The sequence below is a fragment of the Collinsella sp. CLA-ER-H2 genome (assembly GCF_040092405.1).
GTDB lineage: Bacteria > Actinomycetota > Coriobacteriia > Coriobacteriales > Coriobacteriaceae > Collinsella.
On sequence record NZ_JBBNLO010000004.1, the window covers coordinates 71,618 to 96,225 of the forward strand.

Here is a 24,608-nt window from a genome sequence, read left to right on the forward strand (position 1 = left end):
TGCTAGATGCGGACCGGCATGACCAGGTACAGGTAGTTGATCTTGTCGTAGGACTTGAAGATGCCCGCCTGCGAGTAGCTCTTGAGCTCCAGCGTGATCTCCTTCTCCTTGGACAGGGCATTGAGGCACCCGAAGATGTAGTGGTAGTTGAAGGCGATGGTGCCCGACTCGCCCTCGGCCTCGACATCGATCGTCTCCTGCGCAAGGTCCTGGTCATTGGAAATGGAGGACAGGCCCATCTGCCCGTTCTCGACATCGATCTCGAACTTGACGGCGGGGTTGGCGCTCGCGATAACGGCCACGCGCTTGAGGGCGGCGTTAAAGGCGGCGACGTCGATCTTGACGCTCGTCACGCACGAATCGGGGATGAGCTGCTTGTAGTTGGGGTACACGCCCTCGATGCGGCGCGACACGTAGGTGGTGTTGCCGGCCTCGAAGACGACCTGGGTGTCGGTAGCCCCGATCATGATGGTCGCCTGGCTGGCCATGATGTTCAGCGCGTCGTTAAAGGCGTCGGCCGGAACGTTGAGCTCAAAGGAACCCTCGAGGGTCGAGGTCTCGACCTGCGTATCGCACACGGCCAAGCGGAAGGAATCGGTCGCCACCAGGCGCACGGTGTTGTTCTCGACCTTCATGTGCACGCCGCCTAGAATGGGGCGGGCCTTGTCGGTCGAGGTGACGCGCCACACGCGGCCGACCATTTCGGACAAGATATCGGTCGGCAGCTCCACGGCACTCTCGATGGCATAGGCCGGAAACTCGGGGAAGTCATTGGCATCGAGCGTGTTCAGGCGGAAAGAGCTCTTCTCGCAACCAATCAGCACCTGGCGCTCGGACAGCTCAAAGGTGACCGGAGCATCGGGGAGGGTCTTGGTGATGTTGGAGAGCATCTTGCAGGGAATAACCATCTCGCCCTCTTCTTCGACATGCGCCGCGATGCGGTGACGAATCGAGATGGTGTAGTTAGAGGTCTGGAATTCCAAGATGCCGTCTTGGGCCTTAACGAGCACGCCCGACAGGATGGGAAGGGTGGATGCCGAAGCGACACCCTTCATAACGACGCCGATGGCTTGTGTAAGCGAGCTCTGGCTGACGGTGAACTTCATCTTTTAATACCTTTCTATAGATATAAATATCTTAATAATAGTAATAGCACTGACGAAACTGTTGATTACTCCCAAAGACGCAGGTCAGACCCAGAAAGAGAATCGACAGCAACCTGTGTGCAACGGGGGTGGTTTTCCACGTTCAAAACCTGCGCAAAACTTTTCATCACCGCGGGTTGGGTTTTAGACACCTTATGCCCGTGGTTTCGACAAGTTTTCAACAGGTGTCTCTATTTCCCTACGAGCGCAGTGTAATTTTATCGCGCAAGGACTTGAGGTCTTCGGTGACGGTGCGGTCTTCCTGGATCATCTTCTGGACCTTTTTGTAGCTCGTGCTGACGGTCGAGTGGTTGCGGTTGCCAAATTCGGCGCCCACCGCCGTGGTCGTCATCTCGCACATCTCGATGGCCAGGTAGATAGCGATATGGCGCGCTTTGGCGATATTGGCGTTGCGACGCGGGCCGATGAGCTCCTCGTGCGTCACGCCGTACTGCTCTTCAATGACGGACTGAACCGTTTGCACGTTGATCTTTTTGGCCGATGTGTCGAAGTACTGGCTGGCGATGGCGTCGATATCGTCAAAGGTGAGCTCCCCGCCCTCGCGCTCGCGGTCGCCCGCCTCGCCGGCGCAGCGCTCGCAAAAGCTCTCGAGTTCGCGGATGTTGGTGCCCGAGACCTCGGCCATGTGTTTAAAGTGCTCGTCGGTCAGGTGTCCGCCGTCGCCTCCATAGGCCGCCAGCAGCGAGTCGTCGCCTGCCTCGGGAGCGGCGACGATGGTGTTCTCGTAATAGCGCTGCAAGATCTTGTATTTCATCTCGTAGCTGGGCTCTGCGACCAGGCAGAGCATGCCGGCGTTGAAGCGGCTGGTCAGACGCTCGTCCATGCTCAGGTCCTTGGGGGCACGGTCTGCCGCGATGACGACCTTCTTGTTGTTGCGGATGAACTCGTCCATGAGCTGGAAAAAGTAGTCCACGCTCGCGCGCTTGCCGATGATGTTTTGGATATCATCGATGATGAGCACGTCCACGCCGTGGTACGCCTGCATGATGGGAGCGGTGCTCTTCTTTTGGCGGTCGAACTCGGTCATCAGGTCGTCCAGATATGCCTGGGAGTTGGCATACTTGACCTTGATCTCGGGCGACTTCTCGGCGAGCTCGTTTTTGATGGCAAGTAGCAGGTGCGTCTTGCCCAGGCCCGATTTGCCGTAGATGAACAGTGATGTGCACGTGCCGCGCTCGTCCGCGAGGGCGGCAAACTTGAGTGCCGAGCGATAGGCATGGCTGTTCTCGGGGCCGTAGACAAAGTTCTCAAAGGTAAATTTTGAGTTTGCGCCGAGCGGGGCTCCATCCGTATTCTGCTCGGCCGGCACGGTCGGTGCTGGCATGGGTGAAGCGGGGGTCGCAGCTTGCGTGGATTTAGTCGGCGCTCCGCCCTTCATCTGGTTCATCATGCGACGAAAATCATCGGCCGACAGCGTGTTCTTGATTGCAATGCCCGAATCCGCGCCCGCCGCTGCGTCGTGAGCGATGGGCATGTGCGTGACGGGTGCGTTCGTTGACGTCGCCGCCGCGGCCGGCAACGGTGCCATGGTTTCACGGGAAACATCGCTGTGCTGGTGCTCGATTGTCGGCACGTTGCCTGCGGAGGCCGGCACCGCCGGGGAAGCAGCGGGAGCCGTGGTCGGCGCCGTCGCGGCAGCGGATTCCGTCGCGGCGCCTTGCGGTGCCACGATGTCGAGCGCAATCGGTGCAAAGGCGATTTCTTCCAGATAGGCCTCAATAGTCGGCTGATGCTTTTTGAGCTGCGCGATGGCAAAACGCGAGGGGGCCTCGATCGTGAGCGTATCTTCGGTCAGGCTTATGGCGCGCGATTGCCCCAGCATGTTGATGAGGCGTGCATCTTGGCCGTCGCGCTGGCAAAAGGCGATGGCATCCCCCAGGATGATGCTTGCTTCCTCGTCCACTGTCTCTCCCGTTCTTTAGCTCTGAGCTCGCACGCGAGCGGCGCCGAGTTCGGTCAGATGGTATTTCTGGCCATGCTTGATGACCAAGCCGGCCTGCGCCAAGTCATTGAGCGTGCGTGACCAAGTGGGGGCCGAGTTTCCAAACGCCCTCGCCAGATCGGTTGCACCGCACGCTTGATTTTGCGCCAGATAGCCCAGCGCGGCGTTGCCGCGATCGCTTACGAACACGTCCGGTTGTGGCTGTGCATACTGATTTGCTGCATTAGGATACATCATTTGAGCTGCTGGTTGTTGAGAACTCTGCATCGGCGGCATTTGCTGTTGAAAACTTTGAGGCCACTGTTGGTAAGGCTGCGGAGGCATCTGCTGGGCCCAAGGGTTGTACTGCTGCTGCGGCATCTGCTGGTACGGCTGCTGATATCCCTGTTGGTGCTGCTGCGGGAACTGCTGGCCATACCCCAGTGGCGGCATCTGCTGATATGGATATCCCTGTTGGTACGGCTGATAGCCCATTTGCTGGCCACCCGGTGCCCCCGCCGCCTGCTGCATTGCTGCTGCATCCTGATCCGCCAGCGGCATGGCCTCTGGCATGTTTGGCGGCATCGACATCGATGCCGCTTGGGGTCCTTGTGTAGGAAGCATTCCGGGCTGCTGCATCTGTCCCACGGGGGGCTGCATCTGCTGCGTTGCCATGGGCTGCTGCGCAAAAGCTCCCGGCAGGGGATATGTGGGCTGCTCCGTCTCGGGCCGCACGGCAGCACCGCGTCCGCCGGCACGCTCGATTTCCTGCACGCGTTTAGGGTTCAGGCTTACCGTAACCACGGTGCCGTTGCCCATGTTGTCCTCGATGGATACGGCACCGCCGGCGTTTTCCAAATACTCCTGCACCATGGGAAACCCTGCTCCGGTTCCACGGATATAGCGCTTCATCTTGCTGTTTGCGCTGGTAACGCCAAAGTCGAAAGCGCGCTCCTTGTCGTCGATGCCGGGTCCTTGATCAGCAAAGCGGATGGTGTCTCCGCCGTCCAGAATCGAGATGATGGGCTCGGCAAAGTGTGCGTGGATATAGTTTTCGACAATCTCGCGGATGACCATGAGCGAGATATGGCCACCTTGTTCTTTCATGCACTGGTAGACGGTGTTGGTCGTCTCTTCCAAATACGTGCGGACATCTTGCGGATCAATGACGATCACACGCGGTGTCGACAGCATGTCGTCATAGACGGCGATGCGTGCGGCGTACATGGCTTTTGGCGCCTGCGCGGTCGTCTGCTCGCCTTCCGCACGCTCTTCGCGCACGCCGGTGATGTGCTCGTTGTCGGGTGCCGGGTCTCCGGAATCGACCATGGTGTAAAAGTCGTCAGACATGCCGCTCGCAATCTTCCAAAAGGTTTCGAACAAATAGTAGCTCACTGTGCAATGTTTCTCATCTTTCGACAACTTTTCAAAACCTGTCGAAAACTTTGGAAAACAGACGAAAAGTTCTCAACATTGCCAACATGACCTGTTGAAAACTCGATGAAATATCGTGAAAAGTTGCCATGAGGCGCAAATTTCGGTTGTGCTTATGGGGGAACCGTGTGAACTGCGCAACCTTTTACCTTTGATTTCTTGACATTTGAACATTGATTTCCCTACAATCTTCAAGCTCACGTGTCTATATCTGCGTCCGCGTCCCCGCGGACACTCGAAATGCAGCAGGAGGAACTTAAGATGAAGCGTACGTATCAGCCTAATAAGCGTAAGCGTGCCAAGACCCATGGCTTCCGTGCCCGTATGGCCACTAAGGGTGGTCGTGCCGTGCTCGCCCGTCGTCGCGCCAAGGGCCGCAAGCGTCTCACTGTCTAGCAGCGATACACACATCTCGCATGAAGACTATTAAGTCTCGGCAAGATTTCGAGCATGTGTTCAGTCAGGGGCGTCGTTTCAATCACCCTCTGATTCGAATGACCATATGTGAATCGGTTGGCGAAGGCGACTCCGGAAGGGTCGCCTTCGTTGGTGCTAAGCGACTCGGTTGTGCCGTCGTGCGCAACCGATCTAAGCGTGTGATGCGCGAGGCCGCCCGCAGCTGCGGATTTCCCGTTGCGGGTTATGACATCATCTTGTTTGCAACTCCCAAGACGAGGGTTTCCTCGCCGCAGGAGATGGACAAGGCGTTGCGTTCGCTTATGAAGCGCGCCGGCGTTGCCGGGGAGGAGCGATGAGCAATCACGTTTTGCGACGTGTTGCCATCGCTCCTATTCGCATATATCAACAGGTTATTTCGCCCTTATTGCCTGACGCCTGCATTTATTACCCAACGTGCTCGCAATACGCCATCCAGGCGATTGAGAAGCACGGTGTTTTGAGAGGCTGCTGGCTTGCCGTGAGGCGCATCGCTCGCTGCAATCCCCTGCACGTCGGCGGTTATGACCCTGTGCCCTAGCGGGCACTCGCTATCGGAGGAAAACTTACATGTGGGATTGGATCGTTAACATCCTTTTCGAGCTGCTCAAGCTCATCCAGACCTTTGCGGTCGACTGGGGCCTGTCCATCATCATCCTGGTGGTCATCATCCGTCTGCTGCTGACGCCGCTCATGCTCAAGTCGACCAAGTCGACTGCTCGCATGCAGGTGCTGCAGCCCAAGATGCTCGAGATCCAGGAGCGCTATGCCGACGATCCCCAGCGTCAGGCCGAGGAGATGCAGAAGTTCTACAGCGAGAACAAGTTCAACCCCATGGCTGGTTGTCTGCCGCTGTTGATCCAGATGCCTATCCTGTGTGCCCTGTTTACGCTGCTGCGTAACCTGCCGCAGTACTTTAACGAGGGCACGTTCTCGTTCTTCAACATCCTGCCCGACCTGACCACCACGCCGAGCGCTTCCTTTGCCGATGGCTTTATGGTTGCACTGCCAGCGCTGGTTTGCCTGATCCTGTTCGCCGTCCTGACCCTGATTCCGCAGCTCTACATGTCGCGCAACCAGACCGGCCAGCAGGCTCAGAGCATGCGTATGATGGCCGTTGTCATGACGGTCATGATGCTTTGGATGGGCTGGAGCCTTCCCGTTGGTGTTCTGCTGTACTACGACGTCTCGTCTGCTTGGCAGGTTATCCAGCAGATTTTTGTGACGCAGAAGGTCATCGACAAGGCGAAGGCCGATGAGGAGGAGCGTCTTAAGAACGCTCCGCTGCAGGTTGAGGTCACTCGTCGCGAGAAGAAGCCGCGCCCGCACAAGAAGAAGTAGTGGGATATCAATCTTATTTAGGTACCTAACTTTTGGAGTACGTTATGTCTGAAGAGATCATCGAGGATATGCTTGAGGAGGTTGCCCCGCAGGTCGCGGGCGATTATCCCGAGATTGCACAGCGCTACAAGGCTGGTGAAGAGCTGACCGATGAGGAGCTCGACACCATTGCCGATGTTGCGATTTCCATCCTGCGTTCCATCCTTTCGCACTTCGATGCCGCCAACTCTCCTATCGATGAGTATGAGGGTGACGAGGGTGAGCTGATTTTGGATGTAACGGCTCCTGATCTTGCTGTTCTCATTGGCCGTCATGGTCGCACCCTTGATGCCCTTCAGGTTATGTTCTCTTTGCTGGTGAGCCGCAAGCTTTGCTTTAGGTATCCGGTTGTAGTGGACGTCGAGGGATACAAGAGCCGCCGTCAGGACAAGGTTGCCTCCATGGCTCAGTCTGCTGCCGAGCGTGCCATCCGCACTCATAAGAGTGTTTCGCTTCCGCCCATGAATGCCTACGAGCGCCGACTGGTTCACATTGCACTTCGTGGCAATGATGCCGTCGATACTCATTCTGAGGGTTCTGACCCTGATCGCCATGTGGTGATTGTTGCTCGATAATCTACTCGAGCTTATGCTAAGGGGACGTGGTTTCCACGTCCCCTTTTTTTGTCAAAAGTTCTCGATACACTGATTTTTGTCAGAAAGGAGCTTTCGTTGTTAGTACTTACCGATCAGCAGGCTGACGAGATGTTTAGTCGTCTAACTTCCTATTGCAAAGAGTATTCCTTGAGCGTAACTGATGTTGAGCTTAGGAGATGTATTCATCATTTGGACTTGGTTCTGGAAACAAATAAGACAACCAATCTCACCCGTATTCTTAACGTAGAAGATGCTGCCGTACTTCATATCCTCGACTCACTTGTTTTGGTCCCCTATATCAATAAGGCTCCTGAGGGAGCTTTACTCGATATGGGTACAGGTGCGGGCTTCCCTGGTATTCCGGTAACCATATCCACGCATCGTAAAGCTATTTATATTGACTCTGTTGGCAAGAAGGTTGATGCTGTCAATTCTTTCGTTCATGCTCTTGGACTGAAACATGCTCATGCGGTTCATGATCGTCTTGAAGAATATGCTCGAAGCCATAAGAAGCAGTTCTCCGTTGTAACCGCCCGCGCCCTGGCCCCTCTACCGATTCTTGTTGAGTATGCGGCTCCGTTCCTCAAGGATGGAGGGCTATTTGTTATAACCAAGGGCAATCCTTCGGATGAGGAGCTTGCTTCCGGCATGTCAGCAGCTAAGATTTGCGGCTTCACTTTGCTTCTGAATGACGCAATTGATTTGCCTGAAGGCTTGGGCCACAGGGAGTTCATTGTTCTTAAGAAGATTCATCCAGCATCCCTTTCATTGCCTCGTGCAAATGGCGTGGCAAAGAAGAATCCGCTTGCCTAGATGTTTCACGTGAAACATAATGGATATTAACAACTTGCAGTGTTTCACGTGAAACATGGCGGTTGATATCGATTCGGAATGTTTCACGTGAAACATCCTCCGTTTGACAGCTTTAATACACACCAGGAGGGACCGTGGGATTTCGCGACGTTAAGCGTTCTAAGAGCGCAAAAGACACGCGTATCATTGCAATCATCAATCAAAAAGGCGGCGTCGGTAAGTCAACGACGGCTGTAAACCTTGCAGCAGCACTGGGTGAGCAGGGTCGTAAGACATTGATTGTCGATTTTGATCCGCAGGGAAACAGCACCAGTGGATTCGGAATTGAAAAAGAAGACCTTGATCACTGCATCTATGATGCATTGTTGAACGATGTGCCTGCAGAATCGCTTGTTCTTGATACAAATTGCAAAAAGGTATTCGTAATTCCGGCTACAATTCAGCTTGCAGGCGCCGAAATTGAGCTCGTAAGCGCAATTGCTCGTGAAACCCGTCTCAAAGATTTGCTTGAGCCGATTCAGGACGAGTTCGATTTTATTTTCATTGACTGTCCTCCTTCGCTCGGCCTGCTTACTATCAACGCCTTGACCGCAGCAGACAGCGTTTTGATTCCGATCCAGTGCGAGTATTACGCACTCGAGGGCGTTACGAAGCTGCTTGAGTCAATGAAAATGGTCAAATCACGTTTGAACAAGGGCTTAGACACCTATGGTGTGCTTATGACCATGTATGACTCGCGTACCTCTCTATCGAATCAGGTTGTTGAGGAGGTTCAATCGTACTTTGGTGATAAGGCATTTAAGACGCTGATCCCCCGTACGGTTAAAATTTCCGAAGCTCCGTCTTTTGGAGAACCGGTAATTACCTATGCACCTCAAAATAAGGGTGCAAAAGCGTATATGAACCTTGCAAAAGAGGTGATCAAGCGTGCCTAGTGTAAAGAAACGTGGCGGATTGGGACGTGGACTCAATGCTTTGGTCTCTGAGGCCGAGTATGAGACCGGTGGTTCGGCTGCAGCGGGTTCAAATGCATCATCTGAAACAAAACTACCTATTGAGGATATTGTTCCCAACCCTAACCAGCCGCGAATTCACTTTAACGAAACTGAACTTCGCGAGTTGAGCGAGTCAATCCAAGAACATGGCGTTTTGCAGCCACTTTTGGTTCGCAAACATGGAAACGGCTATGAGATCATCGCTGGTGAGCGTCGTTACCAGGCGTCAAAGCTTGCTGGTCTTGAGGAACTGCCTGTCATCATTAAAGAAGTTAATGATGAAGAGATGTTGGCTCTCGCTCTTATCGAAAATCTTCAGCGTTCTGACCTGAATCCTGTCGAAGAGGCTAAGGGCTATCGACAGCTCATCGATGCCAGCGGTATGACGCAGGAGGCATTGTCGAAGGCAGTAAGCAAGTCACGCTCTGCAATTACAAACTCGCTGCGCCTTCTCGATCTTCCTGAAGTTGTTCAGCAGATGATTTTTGAGGGCAAACTTACTGCTGGTCATGCACGTGCGATTCTTGCGGTTCCCTATGAGGATGCTCGAATTCGACTTGCAGAGAAAGTTGTTGCAGAGGGTCTTTCCGTAAGAGCGACAGAAAATCTTGCTCCGTTGTTTTCTGCCGGAGAGACACCTAAGACGCCGAGGCCTGCAACGCCTCAGTCTTTTAAAAAGGCTGCCCGTGTGCTCCGTCAGGTATTTAATACCAACGTGCGTGTGAAGAGCTCGCGTGGAAAGAATAAGATTGAGATTGAGTTTAAAGACGAGGAAGAGCTCTCTCGTATTCTTGGCGAAATGATTCAGTTTGATCAAGGAGGCCAAGATGAGGAATAAGATTTTAACAACGATTGCATTGGCGACGACTGTCGCGGCTGGTGCCTTTGCAGGTTATAAGATTGCGACAGACGATGAACTTCGAGGTCGTTTGCTTCGTGGCGCGCAAGATATCGTCGATACTTCCAAAAAGAAAATGGATGTTATGACGGAAGATGTTGCCATGCGTACTGCTCAGGTAACGAAGAATCCCAAGATTAATCAAGGTTGGGTTAGCAACCAATGGGAAAATGTAGGCTATTAGGTACCTAACAATTACTCAGCATATTTTGAGGGGTCCTTGTCTGATTCACGAGACAAGGACCCCTTATTTTGGCCGTAAAACATGGGACAGTTAGCAGCTGATTCAAAATTAGGTCAATAAATGAAACGACCCCGCTTGCATATTCTGCAACCGGGGTCGTTCGATGTTTCACATGAAACGTTTTGGGGTGCGACTCCCCTATGCGTTTTTCTGAACCTTGAAGCGCTGCTTCAGCTGTCCGCAAGCAGCGTCAATATCGTTACCACGGGAGTTACGAATCGTGGTCTCGATGCCACGGGACTCAAGACGACGCTGAAGATCCTCAACCTTATGAATCGGCGACGGCTTGAGCGGGCTACCCTCGATGTCGTTAAGCTGAATGAGGTTAACGTGGCACAGCGTTCCCTCGCAGAAGTCGCAGAGCGCCTGCATTTCGGGATTCGTATCGTTGACGCCTTCGATCATGGCATACTCATAGGTAGGGCGGCGGCCAGTCTTCTCGGTGTAGAGCTGAAGCGCCTCGTGAAGGCGAAGCAGCGTGTACTTCTTAACACCGGGCATGAGCTTGTTGCGCGTCGACTGGATGGCGGAATGCAGGGAAACGGCAAGCGTGAACTGCTCGGGGATATCGGCAAATTTGCGAATACCGGGAATAACGCCGCTGGTAGAGACGGTGAGGTGACGAGCGCCGATACCGATGCCATCGGGGTCGTTGAGGATTCGCAGAGCCTTGAGAACCTCGTCGTAGTTGGCAAACGGCTCGCCCTGGCCCATGAAGACGACGCTCGTGGCACGCTCGCCAAAGTCGTTGGATACATGAAGTACCTGGTCGACGATCTCTTGAGCGGTCAGAGAGCGCTTGAGGCCGTTGAGACCGGTAGCGCAAAAGGCACAGCCCATGCCGCAGCCTGCCTGGGTGGAAACGCAGACGGAAAGCTTGTTACGACGGGGCATGCCGACAGTCTCGACGGAAACGCCGTCGTGGTACTCGAGCAGATACTTGCGCGAGCCATCTTTGGAAACCTGCTTAGTGAGTTCAGTGGGCGTGTCAAAGGCAAAAGCCTCTTTAAGCTGCTCGCGGAAAGCCTTGGGAAGGTTGGTCATATCGTCAAACGAACAAACGTTCTTCTCGAAGACCCATTCGATAAGCTGCTTCGCGCGGAAGGCGGGCTGGCCAAGTTCGACCACGAGCTCGCGAATATCGTTTTGGCTCAAGTCGCGAATGTCCTGAGATTTAGTCCTGGGATTCATGGAAGCCTTTCGATTTTGGGGAAACGTAGAGGGTATCGCTACAATATGGTATCAGCTGCAGAAATTATAGAGGAGGAGTCTGCCCATGCCGGGTAAAAGCCTAGAGAACATGCATGTAGCGGTCTTGGCGGGCGGTCATTCCGCTGAGCGCGAGATCTCGCTCAATTCGGGAAAGAACGTTGTAGTGGCACTGAAGGAAGCCGGCTACACCTCGGTGGAGCTGCTCGATACGGCCGCTGATGACTTTATGGTAACCATGGCAACCGGCGGCTTTGACGTGGCGTTTATCGCCATGCACGGTGCCGACGGCGAGGATGGTGCTATGCAGGGCGCCATGGAGACCCTGGGTATCCCCTACACGGCCTCGGGCGTGCTTGCCAGCGCCTGCGGTGCCGACAAGGAGGTCTCTAAGCTCCTGTACGCCAAGGCGGGCATTCCCATTGCCCCCGGCCTTGCGCTCGAGGTGGGCGATGAAGTCGATATCGATCATATCGTCGAGGTTTGTGGCGAGCGCTGCTTTGTGAAGCCGGCCGTCAACGGTTCCAGCTATGGCATTTCCCTGGCCCATGAGCCCTCCGAGCTGCCCGCGGCAATCGCCAAGGCGTTTAAGTACGGCGACAAAGTGCTGGTCGAGAAGTGCATCGAGGGTACCGAGATCACCGTCGGCGTATACGGTGAAGATGACGTGCGCGCTCTGCCGATTGTCGAGATTCGCAAGCCCGAGGACTGTGAGTTCTACGATCTGGACGTGAAGTATGTCGACCCTACGGACATCCATCGTATTCCGGCGCGGATTTCACCCGAGAATTACGCTCGCGCTCAGGAGCTTGCCTGTGCTGCTCACAAGGCCCTCGGTTGCCTAGGTATCTCGCGCAGCGACTTTATTGTGAGTGAGGACGGCCCCGTTATCCTCGAGACCAATACCATTCCCGGCATGACCGATACGTCGCTGTATCCGGATGAGATCCGCCACACCGACGACATGACGTTCCCGCAGGTCTGTGACAGCCTGATCCGTATGGGCCTTCGTCGAGCGGGCATTGCATGCTAATCGAGGACGCGGTTTCGTCAGGAACGCCGCAGTTTGTCATCGACTCCTATGCCACGCTTGCCGAACGCGCCAAAACGCAGTCCTTCGGCCTTATCGAGGAAGATGTGATTGTCCTCGATACCGAGACCACAGGTCTTTCGGTGCAGGACAACGAGCTGATCGAGATCTCGGCGGCCCGTCTTTCGGGCCGCGAGATCGTCGACCGCTTCGATACCTTCGTGCATCCCAAGCAGCTAATTCCCGCCGAGATTACCGAGCTCACGAGCATTACAAATGCCGATGTGGCAGATGCCCCGTCGGCCGTTGAGGCCGTCGCCGCTCTCGCCGATTTTGTCGGTGGTTGCCCGGTGATCGCACATAACGCCACGTTCGATCGCTCGTTTATCGAGTCGGTCAAAGGCGGCGTCAACGTGAGCGATATTTGGATCGATTCGCTGGCGCTGTCGCGCATCGCGCTTCCGCGCCTGGCCTCGCACAAGCTGTCTTTTATGGCCGATCTGTTTGGCTGTGACTCGGTATCACACCGTGCCAATGCCGACGTCGACGCCCTGTGTGGCGTATGGCGTGTGTTGCTCGTGGCGCTCACCGACTTGCCCCAGGGCCTCATGGCGCGCCTAGCCGACATGCATCCGGAAGTGCCTTGGTCCTATCGTCCTATCTTCTCATTCTTGGCAGGGCAGAACCCTGGTTCTATCTTCTCTCTCAGCGCCGCTCGTGCTGACGTTCTCAAGGCCGATCGCGCCGACGATCGGGTGGATGCCGATGAATTGCCGGTGCTCAAGATGCCGAGTCGCGAAGAAATCGAGGCAGACTATGCGCCGGGTGGCCTGGTCAATCGCATGTATCCCACTTACGAGCCGCGTGATGAGCAGATCGCGATGGCGCTCGAGGTCCGCGATGCGCTGGTCACGGGCACTCATCGTGTAATTGAGGCGGGCACAGGCGTCGGCAAATCGATGGCTTATCTGGTGCCTTTTGCCGAGGCAGCGCGCCGTAACAACATCACGGTTGGTATTGCGACCAAATCGAACAATCTTGCCGACCAGCTCATGTACCATGAGCTACCAAAACTTGCCGAGCAACTGGACGGTGGCCTGTCATTTTGCGCTCTCAAGGGATATGACCACTATCCGTGTCTGCGCAAGCTTGAGCGCATGAGCCGCAGCCAGGTCGAGATTACCACCAAGCGCGATCCGGCGGACACGCTCACGGCGGTCGCGGTCATTATGGCGTACGTCTGTCAATCAGCCGATGGCGACCTCGACTCGCTCGGCATTCGGTGGCGCAGCGTCAACCGCCCCGACTTTACGACGGCCTCGCGCGAGTGTGCTCGTCGCCTCTGCCCGTTTTTCCCTGATAAATGTTTGGTCCACGGCGCTCGCCGTCGTGCGGCGCATGCCGACGTGGTGGTCACCAACCATTCCCTGCTGTTCCGCAATGTCGCGGCCGAGGGCAGGATTTTACCTCCGATTCGTCATTGGGTAATCGACGAGGCCCATTCCATCGAGCGCGAGGCGCGCCGTCAGTGGGCGCGCGTGGTGTCGGCGGACGAATCACGCGTTCTGTTTGAGCGCCTGGGTGGCTCGAGCACCGGTGCGCTAAGCCAGGTTTCCCGTGATTTGGCAGCCTCCGAGGGCTCTACGCTCTATCTGGGCCTTACTGCCAAGGCGACGTCGACGGTTGCGCGCGCGAGCATGGCAATCGCCGACGTGTTCGATGGCGTTCGCGAGCTCGGCCGCCGTGCCCGTGGGGGTTATGACAATGCCAATCTATGGATTGGCCCCGAGCTGCGCGAATCTGACGACTGGCATGATTTCTTACAGTCGGCCTACGCTGCCATCGATGCATTGGAACAAGCTGACAAGAGCGTCGACGCGCTGGTGCAAGCCGTCGCCGCCGACAAGCCCGAGGTTGTTGTCGACCTGGGCGATATCTCGCGCCGCCTGCACGAGCTGGTCGAGAACCTCAAACTCATCATCGACGGCACCGATGAACACTACGTGTATTCGCTGCAGGTCAATCGCAGGTTGCGTGCCGGCGGAGAGTCAATGACCGCAGAGCGCATCGACATTGGCGAGGCCTTGGCAACCGAGTGGCTGCCCGAGGTTCACACGGCTATCTTTGCCTCGGCGACCATGACGGTGTCCAAAAGCTTTGAACACTTTAACCACGCAGTCGGCCTCGATCGCATTGGTGCTTCAACATCCTCATCGTTGCATTTGGACTCGAGCTACGACTTCGATTCGAACATGGCTGTAGTCGTTGCGGGCGATATCCCCGATCCGCGCGATCGTGAGAGCTATCTTACGGCGCTCGAACGCGTTCTGGTCGACGCCCACCTTGCCATGGGCGGATCGGTGCTCACGCTGTTCACCAATCGGCGCGACATGGAAGACCTGTACGCCCGCGTTGAGCCCAAGATGGCCCGTGCGCGTCTGGAGCTCAACTGCCAGCAGCGCAACTCATCTCCTCGTCGCCTGCGCGACCGGTTTATCAACGAGCCGACCTCGTCGCTTTTTGCGCTTAAGGCCTTCTGGGAGGGATTCGACGCCAGCGGCGAGACGCTGCGCTGCGTCATCATTCCCAAGCTGCCGTTCTCGAGCCCCACGGACCCGCTCTCGTGCGAGCGTAACCTGCGCGAAGACCGCGCTTGGGCGCGCTATTCGCTGCCCGAGGCGGTGCTCGAGGTCAAGCAGGCGGCCGGCCGCCTTATCCGCTCGTCGACCGATTGCGGCGTGCTGATTCTGGCCGACCCGCGCCTGGTGACGAAGGGCTACGGAAAGAAGTTCTTAACGTCGCTGCCCACGAGCTCCTACCAGCGCATCGAATCGGCGCAGATCGGGCACTATCTGCAACTGTGGCGCGCACGCCACGAGCGGCGGCGCTAAAGCGGACAGACGAGGGTTTTTGCCATATCGCACAGGCGCTTTGACAGGGCGGGGTCATCCAAGATGCGGATGGCTCCACCCGCTGCGATTACCTGGCTCAGTAGCCAACGCTCGGAGCCGTAATGCACGGTTACCGTTGCCGTGTCTGCCCCGCTGTGCTCGATTAGGGTAATGCCGGCCCAGTCCAGATGCTCCGCCATATCGAATGGCATCAAGAGCTTTGCGCTACGCTGTGTCCGGGCAAGGGAATCGCGGAGGGATGCAACGTCCGGTGCGTGAGGCACGACGGAGTCTTCCGTCAAGGCGAGTCCCTCGATTTTATCCATGCGATAGGTGCGCTGCTCATCGATCGCGATGTCCCAGGCAATTAGGTATGTTTGGTCGCCGTTTGTCGTAATGCGCAAGGGGTCGACCAGACGCTCGCGTGGCCGTGCATCGTCCATCGAGCGATACGAGATGCGGCAGCGAACGCCGTCCTGAATGGCGCAGCTCAGCTGCTGCCAGTGCGACCCGTGGTTGACGGTGTCAAAGACGCGCTGGTTATAGCCGAGCTCTTCGGGTAGAAGGGCATGTCGAATCCGAGCTGCCGTCTGTGGCTCGATCCCCAACGATTCAAGTTCATGGTTGAGCACGGCGCCCTCGGCGGCACTCAGGCGCAGCGGTAGCACACGCCCGGTATCACCGGTGAGGACCACACGCTCGCCGCGGCATTCGCAGATGATGCGCGCGCCCGATTCTCGGTCCGCGAGCGTCGAGACGATCTCGAGAATCTCGTCGAGCGACACTCCTGTGATGTCAAAGCGACTGCAAATCTCGGTTCGTGTCATGCCGCTCTCGCCGGCGGCGTAGAGGGCCTCCATGATGTCGATGGCGCGTGAGAGCCTCTGCTCGCTGGTGAGTTTACGCACGGGCATGCTCGTGCACCGTCCTTTCAATGAGGTGGTTCCACGCCTGTTTGAGCGATTTAGGGGCCACGGGCCTCATGCCGTCCATGGCGTGGACCATGCAAAATGAGGCGGCGGCTTCAAGATCGCGCACGTCAACGGTCCAGGTCCATCCCGCATCGGTGTGCGCGAGCTCACCTCGCCCGCGCGTGAGGCCGTTGATCATATCGATCTGCGTCTGAGGGGCGAACGAGAACGTGGCTGCAACGGGCGGTCGGTCGGCAAAATCGAATTCAAAGAACAGGTAATCGCTGAGGTTGAAGTCCGCAGGGATGGCGTAGGCCTTTGAGGGACGCCAAGCGCGAACGATACGGTCGCAGCGGAATGTCCTGATGTCGTCGGTGACGTTGTCGAGGCCGCAGAAATACGCCACGCCCTCGCGCTCGAACATGCCGTAGACGCGGACGGTGCGCTCTTTCTGCTCGCCGTGTCCGTTCTGATATAAAAATCGCAGTGCACATCGCTCGGCAAAGGCGCTCCAAACCGCATCGACGGTGGGAGAGCGGCTGATCGGCGCCTCGTCTACCGTCGTCCTGCCGGTGAGATAGGCAATCTTGGAGCGAATATCGGCAAGCGGTGCGGCAAAAGCGGATGAGCCGGCCGCTAGTGTCTGGTCGATGGCGTTGAGCAGGATATCGGCGTCGTCTGCGGTGATGAGGCCGCCTGCCGCAAACGTGTGCTCGCGGTCGATTGTCCATGAGCTTTCCTCGGTCTCCTGCGCGCCGGTGGGGCGAACCTCCTTGATTGAGATGCCGCGTTCGAGCAGTTTGTCACGATCGCGTCGAAACTTGCGCTTATCCGAGTCGATATTGCCCGAGCCATATCCCAGGTCAGAATCCAAGACGATCTGCTCGGTCGTCAGCGGTTCGGGGGAGCTATTGAGCACAAAGAAAAGATTGAGGATGCGCTGAGCCGTTTTATCGAAACTGGGCTCCGAATTTCCCTTTTTAATTGTCGCGGTCGCGTCGCTTGCCGTCATAGAGTCCTCGCATGAGAAGGTAGTTTGCTGCCACGATTTTAGTCCGATATGGAGATTAGGCTATATCCTTGTCCGCTCGGGGCGTTAAGATGGCCCGAATTCGGTCGTTTGCGCTCGCTCGGGGTATACTTTCGACTATATACGGTTCTAATGTGCATGCATTGGGCCTATTTGTCGGATTATGGATGTGGAGCGCACATGGCGAACACCCAGAACTATATTAACCACCTGCTGCAGAACACCGGCATTACGCCGGCATGCAGCGAAGAAGAGCGCTTGGCTGCCGAGGATATCGCTCAGATCTTCCGCAACCACGGCTTTGATCCCGAGGTTCAGGAGTTCAATGCCCCGGCGCCCAGTAGATTGGCATTTGCCGTTACCGGTATTCTTGCGTTTGCCGGCGCCCTGCTGATGGGCATCGGCGGCGGTATCGGCTTGGTCGGCACCTTGCTGGCTATTGTCGGCGCCGTTCTTTACGTGCTCGAGCGCACGGGCCACCCCGTGGTTTCGCGTCTGGGCAAGACGGGCGTGAGCCAAAATGTCATCGCCTACCACAAGGCCTCGGGCCCGCTCGCGTCCCCGCGCAACCGTCCGGTGGTCGTTGTCGCACACTACGACTCTCCCCGTGCTGAGCTGCTCGCCCGCGAGCCTTATGCTTCATATCGTGCGCTCATCGCCAAGCTGTTGCCCGTTGCCACGGTTGCCCCCGCTGCCGTTGCCATCCTGCGTATCCTGCCGCTCCCCGGCGCGCTCAAGGTTCTGCTGTGGATTGTCGCGATCCTCGCTTCCCTCGTTGCACTTGCCAACGCGGCAAACATCATCTCTAACCGCCATATTCTTCCCTATACGTCCGGCGCGGTGTGCAACAAGTCTTCTGTCGCCGCTATGCTCGGCGTTATGGACAACGTTGCTCCCTTCCAGGGCGAAAACGAGTTTCCCGACGATGTTCCGTTCGATACCTATTTTGGGGAGCAAAAGCGTCGTGCCGAGGAAATGGCGCGTGCAGCGGCGGAGTATGCCGCGGCCCAGCAGCAAAACGACTACGGCAACACCATCGAGTACGAAGAGCCTACCTACGCCGAGGACGAGTTCGGTCAGCCGATTGCTCCCGACACTCAGACCGAGCCCGAACAGGGTGAGGCTTTCGACGAGCAGATCGAAGGCTTTGAGGGTGCGTCTGCCGACGAGACGCTGATTGGCGCCATCGTGCCCGAGGATCAGAATCAGGCTGTCCAGGCCGAAGAGTTCAATGACGAGGTTTCCGCTGCCGAGCCGGTGGAGGAGCCTGTCGCGGCCGAGCCCGAGCCCAAGCTCTATCGCAATGCCGCCGGCAACATCCGCTTTGGTTCGGATGCCATCCGTGCGCTCGGAATGCTTCCCGAGTCCTGCACGCTCGATTACGAGGAGGGCGAGGAGCCGACGTTTGAGCCCGAGCCTGCCCCCGTCGTGACGGCGCCTGCGCCCGTTGCCACCGTGGATGATGAGTCTGCCGCGGTTACCGCTGCCGAGCCCGAGGCGGTGTCTGCGATCGATCCCGCGGCAGGACTGGACATTTTGGCTCCCGCCGCGCCGGCGCAAGACGTTGCGGACGAGTCTGACGACGATTACGTTGAACAGCCGAGGCGCGTGTCTTACGAGAGCGATACTGATTTCTCGGCCGAGATTCCCGCGGCAACGCCCCATGCCGACATTGCATCCGCGTTCTCGTCGATTGGCGCCAGCGCTTCCAACTTCTTTAAGGGTGCGCTTGCAAAGGGCAAGAAATTTGTCGACGATTTCGAGGAGAAGCGCGCTGCCGCACGCGAGGCTGCCGAGCAGGAGGCTATCGCTCAGCAGCAGGCAGCCGAGGCGGCACGTGAGCACGCGGCGCAAGAGTTCGAGCAGAACGAGGCTATGCAGTCTGCGCCCGTCGACGCCGCCGAAGCTACAACGTCCTTTGAGTCCCAGCAACCGGCGTCCGCGGATGTTGTTGAGGCGACGACGTCTTTCGAGGCTCAGCAGCACGTCGATAGCACCATGTCGTTTGATGCCGCGCAGTTCGATTCCACGATAACGTTTGAAAAGCAAGGCACCGCGATTGCCGAGCCCCTTCCTGCTTCCGATGAGCAGGACGACGCGGCAGACGATGACGAGCCCATTGATGCTACCGAAATTCAGGATGCTGCCGAGGACGAGTCCGTCGAGGCCAACTCTGACGAAGAGCAATACGCGGCAGCCGATCAAGGTGATTCGGCCGAGGTCGAGCAGGAGGAAGCGCCTGCGGTTTCCGAGACTTCCGAGACGGATGAGTCGAGGCCTTACTCCACGCAGATTTTCACCATGCCGACCCCGAGTGGTTCCGGTGCCACGGTTGCCAATGTCGCTCCCACCCAGGACGAAACGGTCGATTCCCTTATGGCCCAGATTTCCTCCCAAGCATCGCCGCGTCCGCAGATGAATGTTCCCGATCCGGCGTCGGCACCGTCGCCTGCACCTTCCTCGTCTCCTCTGGCTTCGGTCCCCGATCCGTCGCTGCCGTCTATGAAGCAGGCAAACGTTGCGTCTCGCACGTCGCTGTTCGACCTTCCCGATCCCTCTGCCCAGGTCAACGATCCCTTTGCTACCGCCCGGGGTCCCGAACCCACATCGGCACCCGTTGCGCCTCCTAGGCCCGTTGCGTCGGGCGCGCAGCCGATCGAGACCATTTCGGCTCCCGCCCCGGCGGCACCCAAGTCTCGTAAGCGCGGCCTGGGTGGCCTGTTCGGTCGTAAAAAGAAAAACGAGCAGGACAGCATGAGCGACTGGCTGGGCGTCGAAGACGATTACGATGCCAAAAAGTCCGGTCGCGGTATCGGTTCGTGGGATAACTTCGAGGACGATAGCGATGGCTGGAAGGGTGGCGCTACGTCTTCCGATGGCGCTTCTTCCGAAGATATGCTCTCGGCTGTCGCCTCTATGGGCGATGATGAGCTGCTCGGTCACGATATCTGGTTTGTGGCAACGGGCGCCTCGGATTGTGATGGCGCCGGCATGAAGGCCTTCTTGGCTTCGCATCGCGATAGGCTCCGCGGCGTATTCTTTATCAATCTTGAATCCGTCGGCGCCGGTAGGCTTTCGGTAGTGACGGCCGAGGGCGAACAGCAGCTGCTCAAGGGCGATCGCCGCATCATGAACCTGGTCAGCAAGGTGTGCAAGTCGTTCCATGTCGATTGTGGCGCGCTCGAGATGCCCTATGCCAAGACCGATGCCTATGCCGCGCTCGAGGCGAGCCGCCGAGCCCTTACCATCGCCGGCGTGGACGGCACGCGTCTGGCTTGCGCTCGTACCGAGGACGACCTGCCCCACAATGTCAACCCGACGAACATTGCCACGGTATCCGAGGTCGTGACCGAGGTTATCCGCCGTTCGTAGACGGAGCTCTAAGGAGTCAACGTGTTTTCGTATATTAAGCGCCATTGGCCTGTCTACGTGATTTTGACCTTGATTGCCATTGCGTTAGGATTTGGGGCTGCCTACATCGTGGGTGCGAAGGGCTCGACCCCCGCCTCCGCAATCAGCGAAGAGGTGGAGCAAGAACAGAGCACGGGTGCCGATGGGATTCCTGAGTCCGAGCAGGCAATCGTTGATGGCGGATCTTCGTCTGCAGAGTAGATACGGCAATTTACATGATTGAAAGCGGGCGAGCCGGGGGACTGTCTCGCCCGCTTTTTCATCGCGCTAGCGCTTCTTTGGGATCGACCTAAGGCGAGCGAACCATAGGGCTGCGGCACCCGAGGTCAGGAGCGCGGTGATGCAAGCGGCGATGGGAGCTGATCCTGTTGCCGGTAGATCCTGCGGTAGGGTACAGCGTTGAATGACACAGTCCTCGTCATGCGACTCAAGTTTATCGCCGCCGCCGTTACGGCAAAGATCGACGCGCGCGCTGTTGGTGAGTGCGGTTTGGGGCGTATAAGCCGACGTTGCCTGCATGTGCACGACTGCGCCCCGAGCGTCTGTGCCAAGGATTGCTTTGGCATCGTCAAGGTCGTCGTGCTCATCTTTGAGATCATCACGGGTCCAAGAATCTGCATCGCTTCGAGTCGTAAAGTCGGCGGCTACCGCACCGTATTCAATGCGAATGTCCGTTACGACGGTATTGGGTGCAAGGTCGAGTTCTTTCGCCTCGAGTGTGGTGGATTCCGTGGTCGAGACATCCGCCTTCCAGAGGTGCCAGCCGTCGTAATCGACGAGGCGGCAATCCTCACCCAGGCTCTCTTTTACTTCGTCGGACTCAAGCCAAGGGTTTTCGTGCCCATCGTCAAGTGTCGCGTTTGCCGGCTCATCGACGTCTGTCGAGTCTAACGGCGTCGTGCGATACCACACGTTGCACAGACCGTTGAGGTCGCCGATGGCGACGGGGGTTTCGATTGAGACGAATCTCGCCGTATCGTCGTCGGCACACTCAAGATCATCGGTAATCGTGAACTCATCAACCCAGGTAGTTGAATCGTTTCGAGCGTCGATGGTATAGGAGAAAAGCCCATCCGTATTGGTTTGCATTGCGGCACGGTTTTTACCATCGCCGTTAGCCAACAGGCCCTTCCCGATAGGTTGGACAAGTTCCTGACGCTTGTCGACCTGTCCTTTGATCTCGATGGGCGCATCCTTCATCGCGACGGATTGGACTTCTCCCGTATCCTTTATTTCAAACGTTATCTCATCGGCAAGGTCATAGGTCCGCGGAGACATCATTTCGCGCAACGAGTAGGTGCCGGGTGCAAGATGTTCGACGCGGTGCGGCTTGTCGGATGAGGTCCAGGAGTCTATTTCGGTTTTATCGGGACCATATAAGGTGAGCTGTGCGCCTTCCACTTCCTGCTCGCCGCTTGCATCGACCTTGGAGATATCAACCTTGGTGTAATCGTCGGATACGTTAAGCCGTGCTTCTACAACGGGTGTTTTCTGGTCGGCATAAGTAAGGTCGACAATATGGGTTGTCTGATCGAGCAAGAAGCCTGCCGGCGCTTGAGTCTCGACAACCTCGTAGCGTGCGGTGCCAGATCCCAGCGGGAGGTTGTCCGCGCGTGCTTCTCCAGTTTCATCCGACGTGACGGTCGCGACGGTCTCACCGTCGAGTGCGGCAATGCTACCGTCGGGGCGCACGATATCACCCGAGGCACGGATCTCAAAGACGGCGCCCGCGAGGCTGCTGCCGTCTACGGCATCGGTTTTAACGATCCTGATGTTTCCGGTCGCGGCGTGGTCATAATACGAGGCGATTGCAACGGGCGTTAGGTTCATGTCGGCGGGTATGTTTACCTCGATCTCTTCGCCGACAAGATAGGGCTTTTTGGCCGAGGTTTCGCGTACATAATAGGTGCCCGGCACGAGCGATTCGGGCAGTGTGACGGTGCCGGTCGCGTCAGTCGTAAAAGTGTCCATTACGTTATGTGCTGGATACCAGCAAGTTTGTGAGACAGGTTCGTGATTGCTGTCGAGTAGTTGGAAGGTGAATCCGGCTAGGGGAACAGAAGCGCCTGTTTGTGCATCGCGTTTTACAATCTGGAGATGCGTCGACAGCGCGTGGTTGTCCACAATATATTGAAGCTCGGCCCCGTCGGAAATCTGATTGGCCCCGACGGTCCATTCCCCTGCACGTTTAAAACCCTCGGGGACGGTTTCCGGAACCTCGCGAATCGTGTAGCCGGCACGGTCGTATGGGACGGCTCCGTGGACACCGGCGGGTCGCTTGCCTGTGCCGAACCATGCTTCGGGCTGGTCTTTGGTGGAGGCAAAGCCATAGATGTTTGTGGTCAGTGTGCCAACAACCTGCTGAGAGCTGTTGCTGACAACCTCAAAGACAACACCACCCGCCGGCTGCTCCAGGCCGGATTGGTCGCTATTGTCGTAATCCTTGAATTTGGAAATCTCAAGGTCAAACGCAATGGGGATATCGGAAATGCGAGATTCGATCTCGACCACGCCTGAATCGCCGAGCTGGTCGGCTCCAACGGTATAGGTCCAGCTGTCGTTGGATGGCAGGTAGCCCTCGGGGGCTTTTGATTCGTAGATGGTAAAGGTTCCTAAGGGGACATCGGCGAGGGTGGCCCGACCGCTTTCGTCGGTCGTGAGGATTTGCGCCCATCCAGGGGTTGATTGCGACACACACGTGAACTCTGCTCCTGCGAGTGAAGATCCCACCTGGGGGCCGGCATTCGTCGCGGCATCGAGTTTTACGATATGCAGGTTGATGGTGCCGGGCTGTTCATCAATGGCGACCCGCCCGCCGTCATTCCCCGTGGTAAAGGCAATACGATCGTGGCGGGGGACATAGCCGGCTGGCGCCTTCGTTTCAACTAGGTAGTATGCTGTGTTGTGTAGGAGTGTTGCCTGTGCTCGACCGTTGCCGTCCATCTGGATGGTACCAACACGCGCGCCGCTGGCGCTCTCAAAAACATCGAATGTTGCCCCGGTAAACTGATAGGTATTGTTTCCGCTGGTAATAACGGTGTTCGCAGACTGCTTTTGGAAGGAAACAGAGACCGCCGGCAGTACATAGAGCATGTCTTGACGTTTGCTGCCGCCCGATACGGCTCCTAGATAGCGCCGCGCGCGGTGCGGAGCGGCTTTGATGCTTCCTGATTTTGCGCTGTCGTGGAGCCACCGCGCAGCCGCCACGACTTCATTGTCGGCGGTAAAATGTCCACTCTTGGTTTTGCCCTGAGCGGTCGTGTAAGAGTAGGTGCCGTCGACATGGGTAGTGCCGTTGAGCATCCATACGGCAAGCTGGGTGGCGGCGCGGGCACGATCGGGTGAAAGATGATAACCGCCAAACGACGTGGTGGTGGGATATCCGTGACAAACGATTGCCGCGAACTCGTCGTCGAGCCACACCCAGCCTTGATCAAAGTTGAGCCATGGGCCGCCCGGTTTGGTGGGGCCGGGGCGCTCCTGGTTCATGCAGTAGGCAATCGAGGTGTCTTGAGCTTCATACTTGCCGATGAAGAAGGGTCCACAATCATCGCTAATAGTGCGGAAGCCGAGCTGGTCGTAGCCATCGACGGCAAATGCGGCTCCCGGTGCCAGGCAGCCCAAAAGCAGGAAGAGGAGCAGGAGCAGCGGACCTGTTGCGATTGCGCTGTGGACAGAGTGCGTGGGTGCGTTGGACATGGCTGCTCCTTATCCCTCGTGCGCCGCACGGGGAGGCCGCGGCGCTTGGGATGAGGCTACCGCCATGGTTCATGCGGGTAAGTACCAGAAGCTGACCAAAAGCTTGCCCAATTCCTGACAAATTGAGCTCAAATACAACAATCAAGCAAAAGCGCAGGTAGAAGACAAGGGGAACAGGAAGTCAAAGGTCCCCGTCTCCACAATTGACGCGATTTTCAAACGAATCTCCACAGCTAAAACAAGCATCGCCACCCTTGTATCGAACAAGACAACCGCGTTATACTAGCCAACACACAAGCGGGCATCGCCAAGTGGTAAGGCATCAGCTTCCCAAGCTGACACTCGCGGGTTCGAGTCCCGTTGCCCGCTCCAGTAAAAAGCGCAAGCACGGCAGCGTTACGTTGCCGTGCTTTTTACTACCAAGCGCCGGGACTCGAACCTGCCAGGGTGCGAGCGTTAAGCAAACGCGAAGCGTTTGTAGCGAGCAGGCGAAGGCGCCGACAGGCGCCTGAAGCCGGTGCGGATTTGCGAAGCAAATGCGCAGA

20 protein-coding genes and 1 tRNA gene are annotated in these 24,608 nt (G+C 57.1%); 14 read left to right on the forward strand and 7 right to left on the reverse strand.

Features of this window, described 5'->3' with window-relative positions; genetic code table 11:
• Positions 1–2: 2 nt before the first annotated feature.
• The 3 genes from dnaN to AAAX59_RS02065 form a co-directional block, all read right to left on the reverse strand.
• Entirely contained in the window at positions 3–1,106 is a 1,104-nt protein-coding gene (gene dnaN, locus AAAX59_RS02055; protein ID WP_022094338.1) for a DNA polymerase III subunit beta, read from the reverse strand.
• A 238-nt stretch (positions 1,107–1,344) separates the two neighbouring features.
• The gene (locus AAAX59_RS02060) at positions 1,345–3,069 is read right to left on the reverse strand and encodes a DnaA/Hda family protein (RefSeq protein ID WP_349070293.1); all 1,725 of its coding nucleotides are present in this window, start codon (positions 3,067–3,069) and stop codon (positions 1,345–1,347) included.
• Between the two features lie 15 nt (positions 3,070–3,084).
• Positions 3,085–4,509, reverse strand: a complete 1,425-nt coding sequence (locus AAAX59_RS02065; protein ID WP_349070295.1) for an ATP-binding protein — start codon at positions 4,507–4,509, stop codon at positions 3,085–3,087.
• A gap of 273 nt (positions 4,510–4,782) precedes the next feature.
• Here AAAX59_RS02065 and rpmH point away from each other — a divergent pair, with 273 nt between their 5' ends.
• The 9 genes from rpmH to AAAX59_RS02110 all read left to right on the forward strand — a co-directional run bounded on the left by rpmH (position 4,783) and on the right by AAAX59_RS02110 (position 9,822).
• Positions 4,783–4,917 (forward strand): 50S ribosomal protein L34, encoded by a 135-nt coding sequence (rpmH, locus tag AAAX59_RS02070; RefSeq protein WP_019127408.1) that lies wholly within the window; start codon positions 4,783–4,785, stop codon positions 4,915–4,917.
• Positions 4,918–4,937: 20 nt separating this feature from the next.
• A complete protein-coding gene (gene rnpA / locus AAAX59_RS02075; protein WP_006236191.1) occupies positions 4,938–5,276 on the forward strand; it encodes a ribonuclease P protein component in 339 nt (112 codons plus the stop codon).
• Positions 5,273–5,497: a membrane protein insertion efficiency factor YidD gene (gene yidD, locus AAAX59_RS02080; RefSeq protein WP_082222962.1), complete on the forward strand. Its 225-nt coding sequence runs from the start codon at positions 5,273–5,275 to the stop codon at positions 5,495–5,497. Before rnpA ends, yidD begins: the two co-directional genes overlap by 4 nt.
• A gap of 29 nt (positions 5,498–5,526) precedes the next feature.
• Positions 5,527–6,297 (forward strand): YidC/Oxa1 family membrane protein insertase, encoded by a 771-nt coding sequence (locus AAAX59_RS02085; protein WP_349070296.1) that lies wholly within the window; start codon positions 5,527–5,529, stop codon positions 6,295–6,297.
• A gap of 44 nt (positions 6,298–6,341) precedes the next feature.
• Entirely contained in the window at positions 6,342–6,911 is a 570-nt protein-coding gene (locus AAAX59_RS02090) for a R3H domain-containing nucleic acid-binding protein (protein ID WP_349070298.1), read from the forward strand.
• A gap of 96 nt (positions 6,912–7,007) precedes the next feature.
• The gene (rsmG, locus tag AAAX59_RS02095; protein ID WP_349070299.1) at positions 7,008–7,745 is read left to right on the forward strand and encodes a 16S rRNA (guanine(527)-N(7))-methyltransferase RsmG; all 738 of its coding nucleotides are present in this window, start codon (positions 7,008–7,010) and stop codon (positions 7,743–7,745) included.
• Positions 7,746–7,879: 134 nt separating this feature from the next.
• Positions 7,880–8,680, forward strand: coding sequence for a ParA family protein (locus AAAX59_RS02100; protein ID WP_022093800.1), 801 nt, complete (start codon positions 7,880–7,882; stop codon positions 8,678–8,680).
• Complete coding sequence (locus tag AAAX59_RS02105) at positions 8,673–9,578, forward strand: ParB/RepB/Spo0J family partition protein (protein ID WP_349070301.1); 906 nt, start codon at positions 8,673–8,675, stop codon at positions 9,576–9,578. Before AAAX59_RS02100 ends, AAAX59_RS02105 begins: the two co-directional genes overlap by 8 nt.
• Positions 9,568–9,822, forward strand: a complete 255-nt coding sequence (locus tag AAAX59_RS02110; protein WP_349070304.1) for a hypothetical protein — start codon at positions 9,568–9,570, stop codon at positions 9,820–9,822. The genes AAAX59_RS02105 and AAAX59_RS02110 overlap by 11 nt, the downstream gene beginning before the upstream one ends.
• Before the next feature lie 198 nt (positions 9,823–10,020).
• Here AAAX59_RS02110 and rlmN read toward each other — a convergent pair whose 3' ends face one another.
• Positions 10,021–11,073 carry a 23S rRNA (adenine(2503)-C(2))-methyltransferase RlmN gene (gene rlmN, locus AAAX59_RS02115; protein ID WP_349070306.1) on the reverse strand — a complete coding sequence of 351 codons (1,053 nt, stop codon included), beginning with the start codon at positions 11,071–11,073 and terminating at the stop codon, positions 10,021–10,023.
• Positions 11,074–11,158: 85 nt separating this feature from the next.
• On the opposite strand from rlmN, the gene AAAX59_RS02120 reads away from it, so the two are divergent.
• Both AAAX59_RS02120 and AAAX59_RS02125 read left to right on the forward strand, forming a co-directional pair.
• Positions 11,159–12,124 carry a D-alanine--D-alanine ligase gene (locus AAAX59_RS02120; RefSeq protein WP_349070307.1) on the forward strand — a complete coding sequence of 322 codons (966 nt, stop codon included), beginning with the start codon at positions 11,159–11,161 and terminating at the stop codon, positions 12,122–12,124.
• Complete coding sequence (locus tag AAAX59_RS02125) at positions 12,118–15,012, forward strand: helicase C-terminal domain-containing protein (protein ID WP_349070308.1); 2,895 nt, start codon at positions 12,118–12,120, stop codon at positions 15,010–15,012. Before AAAX59_RS02120 ends, AAAX59_RS02125 begins: the two co-directional genes overlap by 7 nt.
• Here AAAX59_RS02125 and AAAX59_RS02130 read toward each other — a convergent pair.
• Positions 15,009–15,926, reverse strand: a complete 918-nt coding sequence (locus AAAX59_RS02130) for a WYL domain-containing protein (protein ID WP_349070311.1) — start codon at positions 15,924–15,926, stop codon at positions 15,009–15,011. The genes AAAX59_RS02125 and AAAX59_RS02130 overlap by 4 nt on opposite strands.
• Positions 15,913–16,935, reverse strand: a complete 1,023-nt coding sequence (locus tag AAAX59_RS02135; RefSeq protein ID WP_349070313.1) for a WYL domain-containing protein — start codon at positions 16,933–16,935, stop codon at positions 15,913–15,915. The genes AAAX59_RS02130 and AAAX59_RS02135 overlap by 14 nt, the downstream gene beginning before the upstream one ends.
• 198 nt (positions 16,936–17,133) lie before the next feature.
• On the opposite strand from AAAX59_RS02135, the gene AAAX59_RS02140 reads away from it, so the two are divergent.
• The gene (locus tag AAAX59_RS02140) at positions 17,134–20,325 is read left to right on the forward strand and encodes a hypothetical protein (protein WP_349070315.1); all 3,192 of its coding nucleotides are present in this window, start codon (positions 17,134–17,136) and stop codon (positions 20,323–20,325) included.
• Between the two features lie 21 nt (positions 20,326–20,346).
• Entirely contained in the window at positions 20,347–20,565 is a 219-nt protein-coding gene (locus tag AAAX59_RS02145) for a hypothetical protein (protein ID WP_022094153.1), read from the forward strand.
• 66 nt (positions 20,566–20,631) lie between these two features.
• Here AAAX59_RS02145 and AAAX59_RS02150 read toward each other — a convergent pair whose 3' ends face one another.
• A complete protein-coding gene (locus AAAX59_RS02150) occupies positions 20,632–24,063 on the reverse strand; it encodes a SpaA isopeptide-forming pilin-related protein (protein WP_349070318.1) in 3,432 nt (1,143 codons plus the stop codon).
• 297 nt (positions 24,064–24,360) lie between these two features.
• Here AAAX59_RS02150 and AAAX59_RS02155 point away from each other — a divergent pair.
• A tRNA-Gly gene (locus AAAX59_RS02155) sits at positions 24,361–24,435 on the forward strand.
• Positions 24,436–24,608: the final 173 nt, after the last annotated feature.

What these genes read in the sequence shown, in the direction of transcription:
- dnaN (WP_022094338.1), bottom strand. Translation starts at nt 1,106, where the DNA reads ATGAAGTTCACCGTCAGCCAGAGCTCGCTTACACAAGCCATCGGCGTC.
- rpmH (WP_019127408.1), top strand. Translation starts at nt 4,783, where the DNA reads ATGAAGCGTACGTATCAGCCTAATAAGCGTAAGCGTGCCAAGACCCAT.
- rnpA (WP_006236191.1), top strand. Translation starts at nt 4,938, where the DNA reads ATGAAGACTATTAAGTCTCGGCAAGATTTCGAGCATGTGTTCAGTCAG.
- yidD (WP_082222962.1), top strand. Translation starts at nt 5,273, where the DNA reads ATGAGCAATCACGTTTTGCGACGTGTTGCCATCGCTCCTATTCGCATA.
- AAAX59_RS02085 (WP_349070296.1), top strand. Translation starts at nt 5,527, where the DNA reads ATGTGGGATTGGATCGTTAACATCCTTTTCGAGCTGCTCAAGCTCATC.
- AAAX59_RS02090 (WP_349070298.1), top strand. Translation starts at nt 6,342, where the DNA reads ATGTCTGAAGAGATCATCGAGGATATGCTTGAGGAGGTTGCCCCGCAG.
- AAAX59_RS02110 (WP_349070304.1), top strand. Translation starts at nt 9,568, where the DNA reads ATGAGGAATAAGATTTTAACAACGATTGCATTGGCGACGACTGTCGCG.
- rlmN (WP_349070306.1), bottom strand. Translation starts at nt 11,073, where the DNA reads ATGAATCCCAGGACTAAATCTCAGGACATTCGCGACTTGAGCCAAAAC.
- AAAX59_RS02120 (WP_349070307.1), top strand. Translation starts at nt 11,159, where the DNA reads ATGCCGGGTAAAAGCCTAGAGAACATGCATGTAGCGGTCTTGGCGGGC.
- AAAX59_RS02125 (WP_349070308.1), top strand. Translation starts at nt 12,118, where the DNA reads ATGCTAATCGAGGACGCGGTTTCGTCAGGAACGCCGCAGTTTGTCATC.
- AAAX59_RS02130 (WP_349070311.1), bottom strand. Translation starts at nt 15,926, where the DNA reads ATGCCCGTGCGTAAACTCACCAGCGAGCAGAGGCTCTCACGCGCCATC.
- AAAX59_RS02135 (WP_349070313.1), bottom strand. Translation starts at nt 16,935, where the DNA reads ATGACGGCAAGCGACGCGACCGCGACAATTAAAAAGGGAAATTCGGAG.
- AAAX59_RS02140 (WP_349070315.1), top strand. Translation starts at nt 17,134, where the DNA reads ATGGCGAACACCCAGAACTATATTAACCACCTGCTGCAGAACACCGGC.
- AAAX59_RS02150 (WP_349070318.1), bottom strand. Translation starts at nt 24,063, where the DNA reads ATGTCCAACGCACCCACGCACTCTGTCCACAGCGCAATCGCAACAGGT.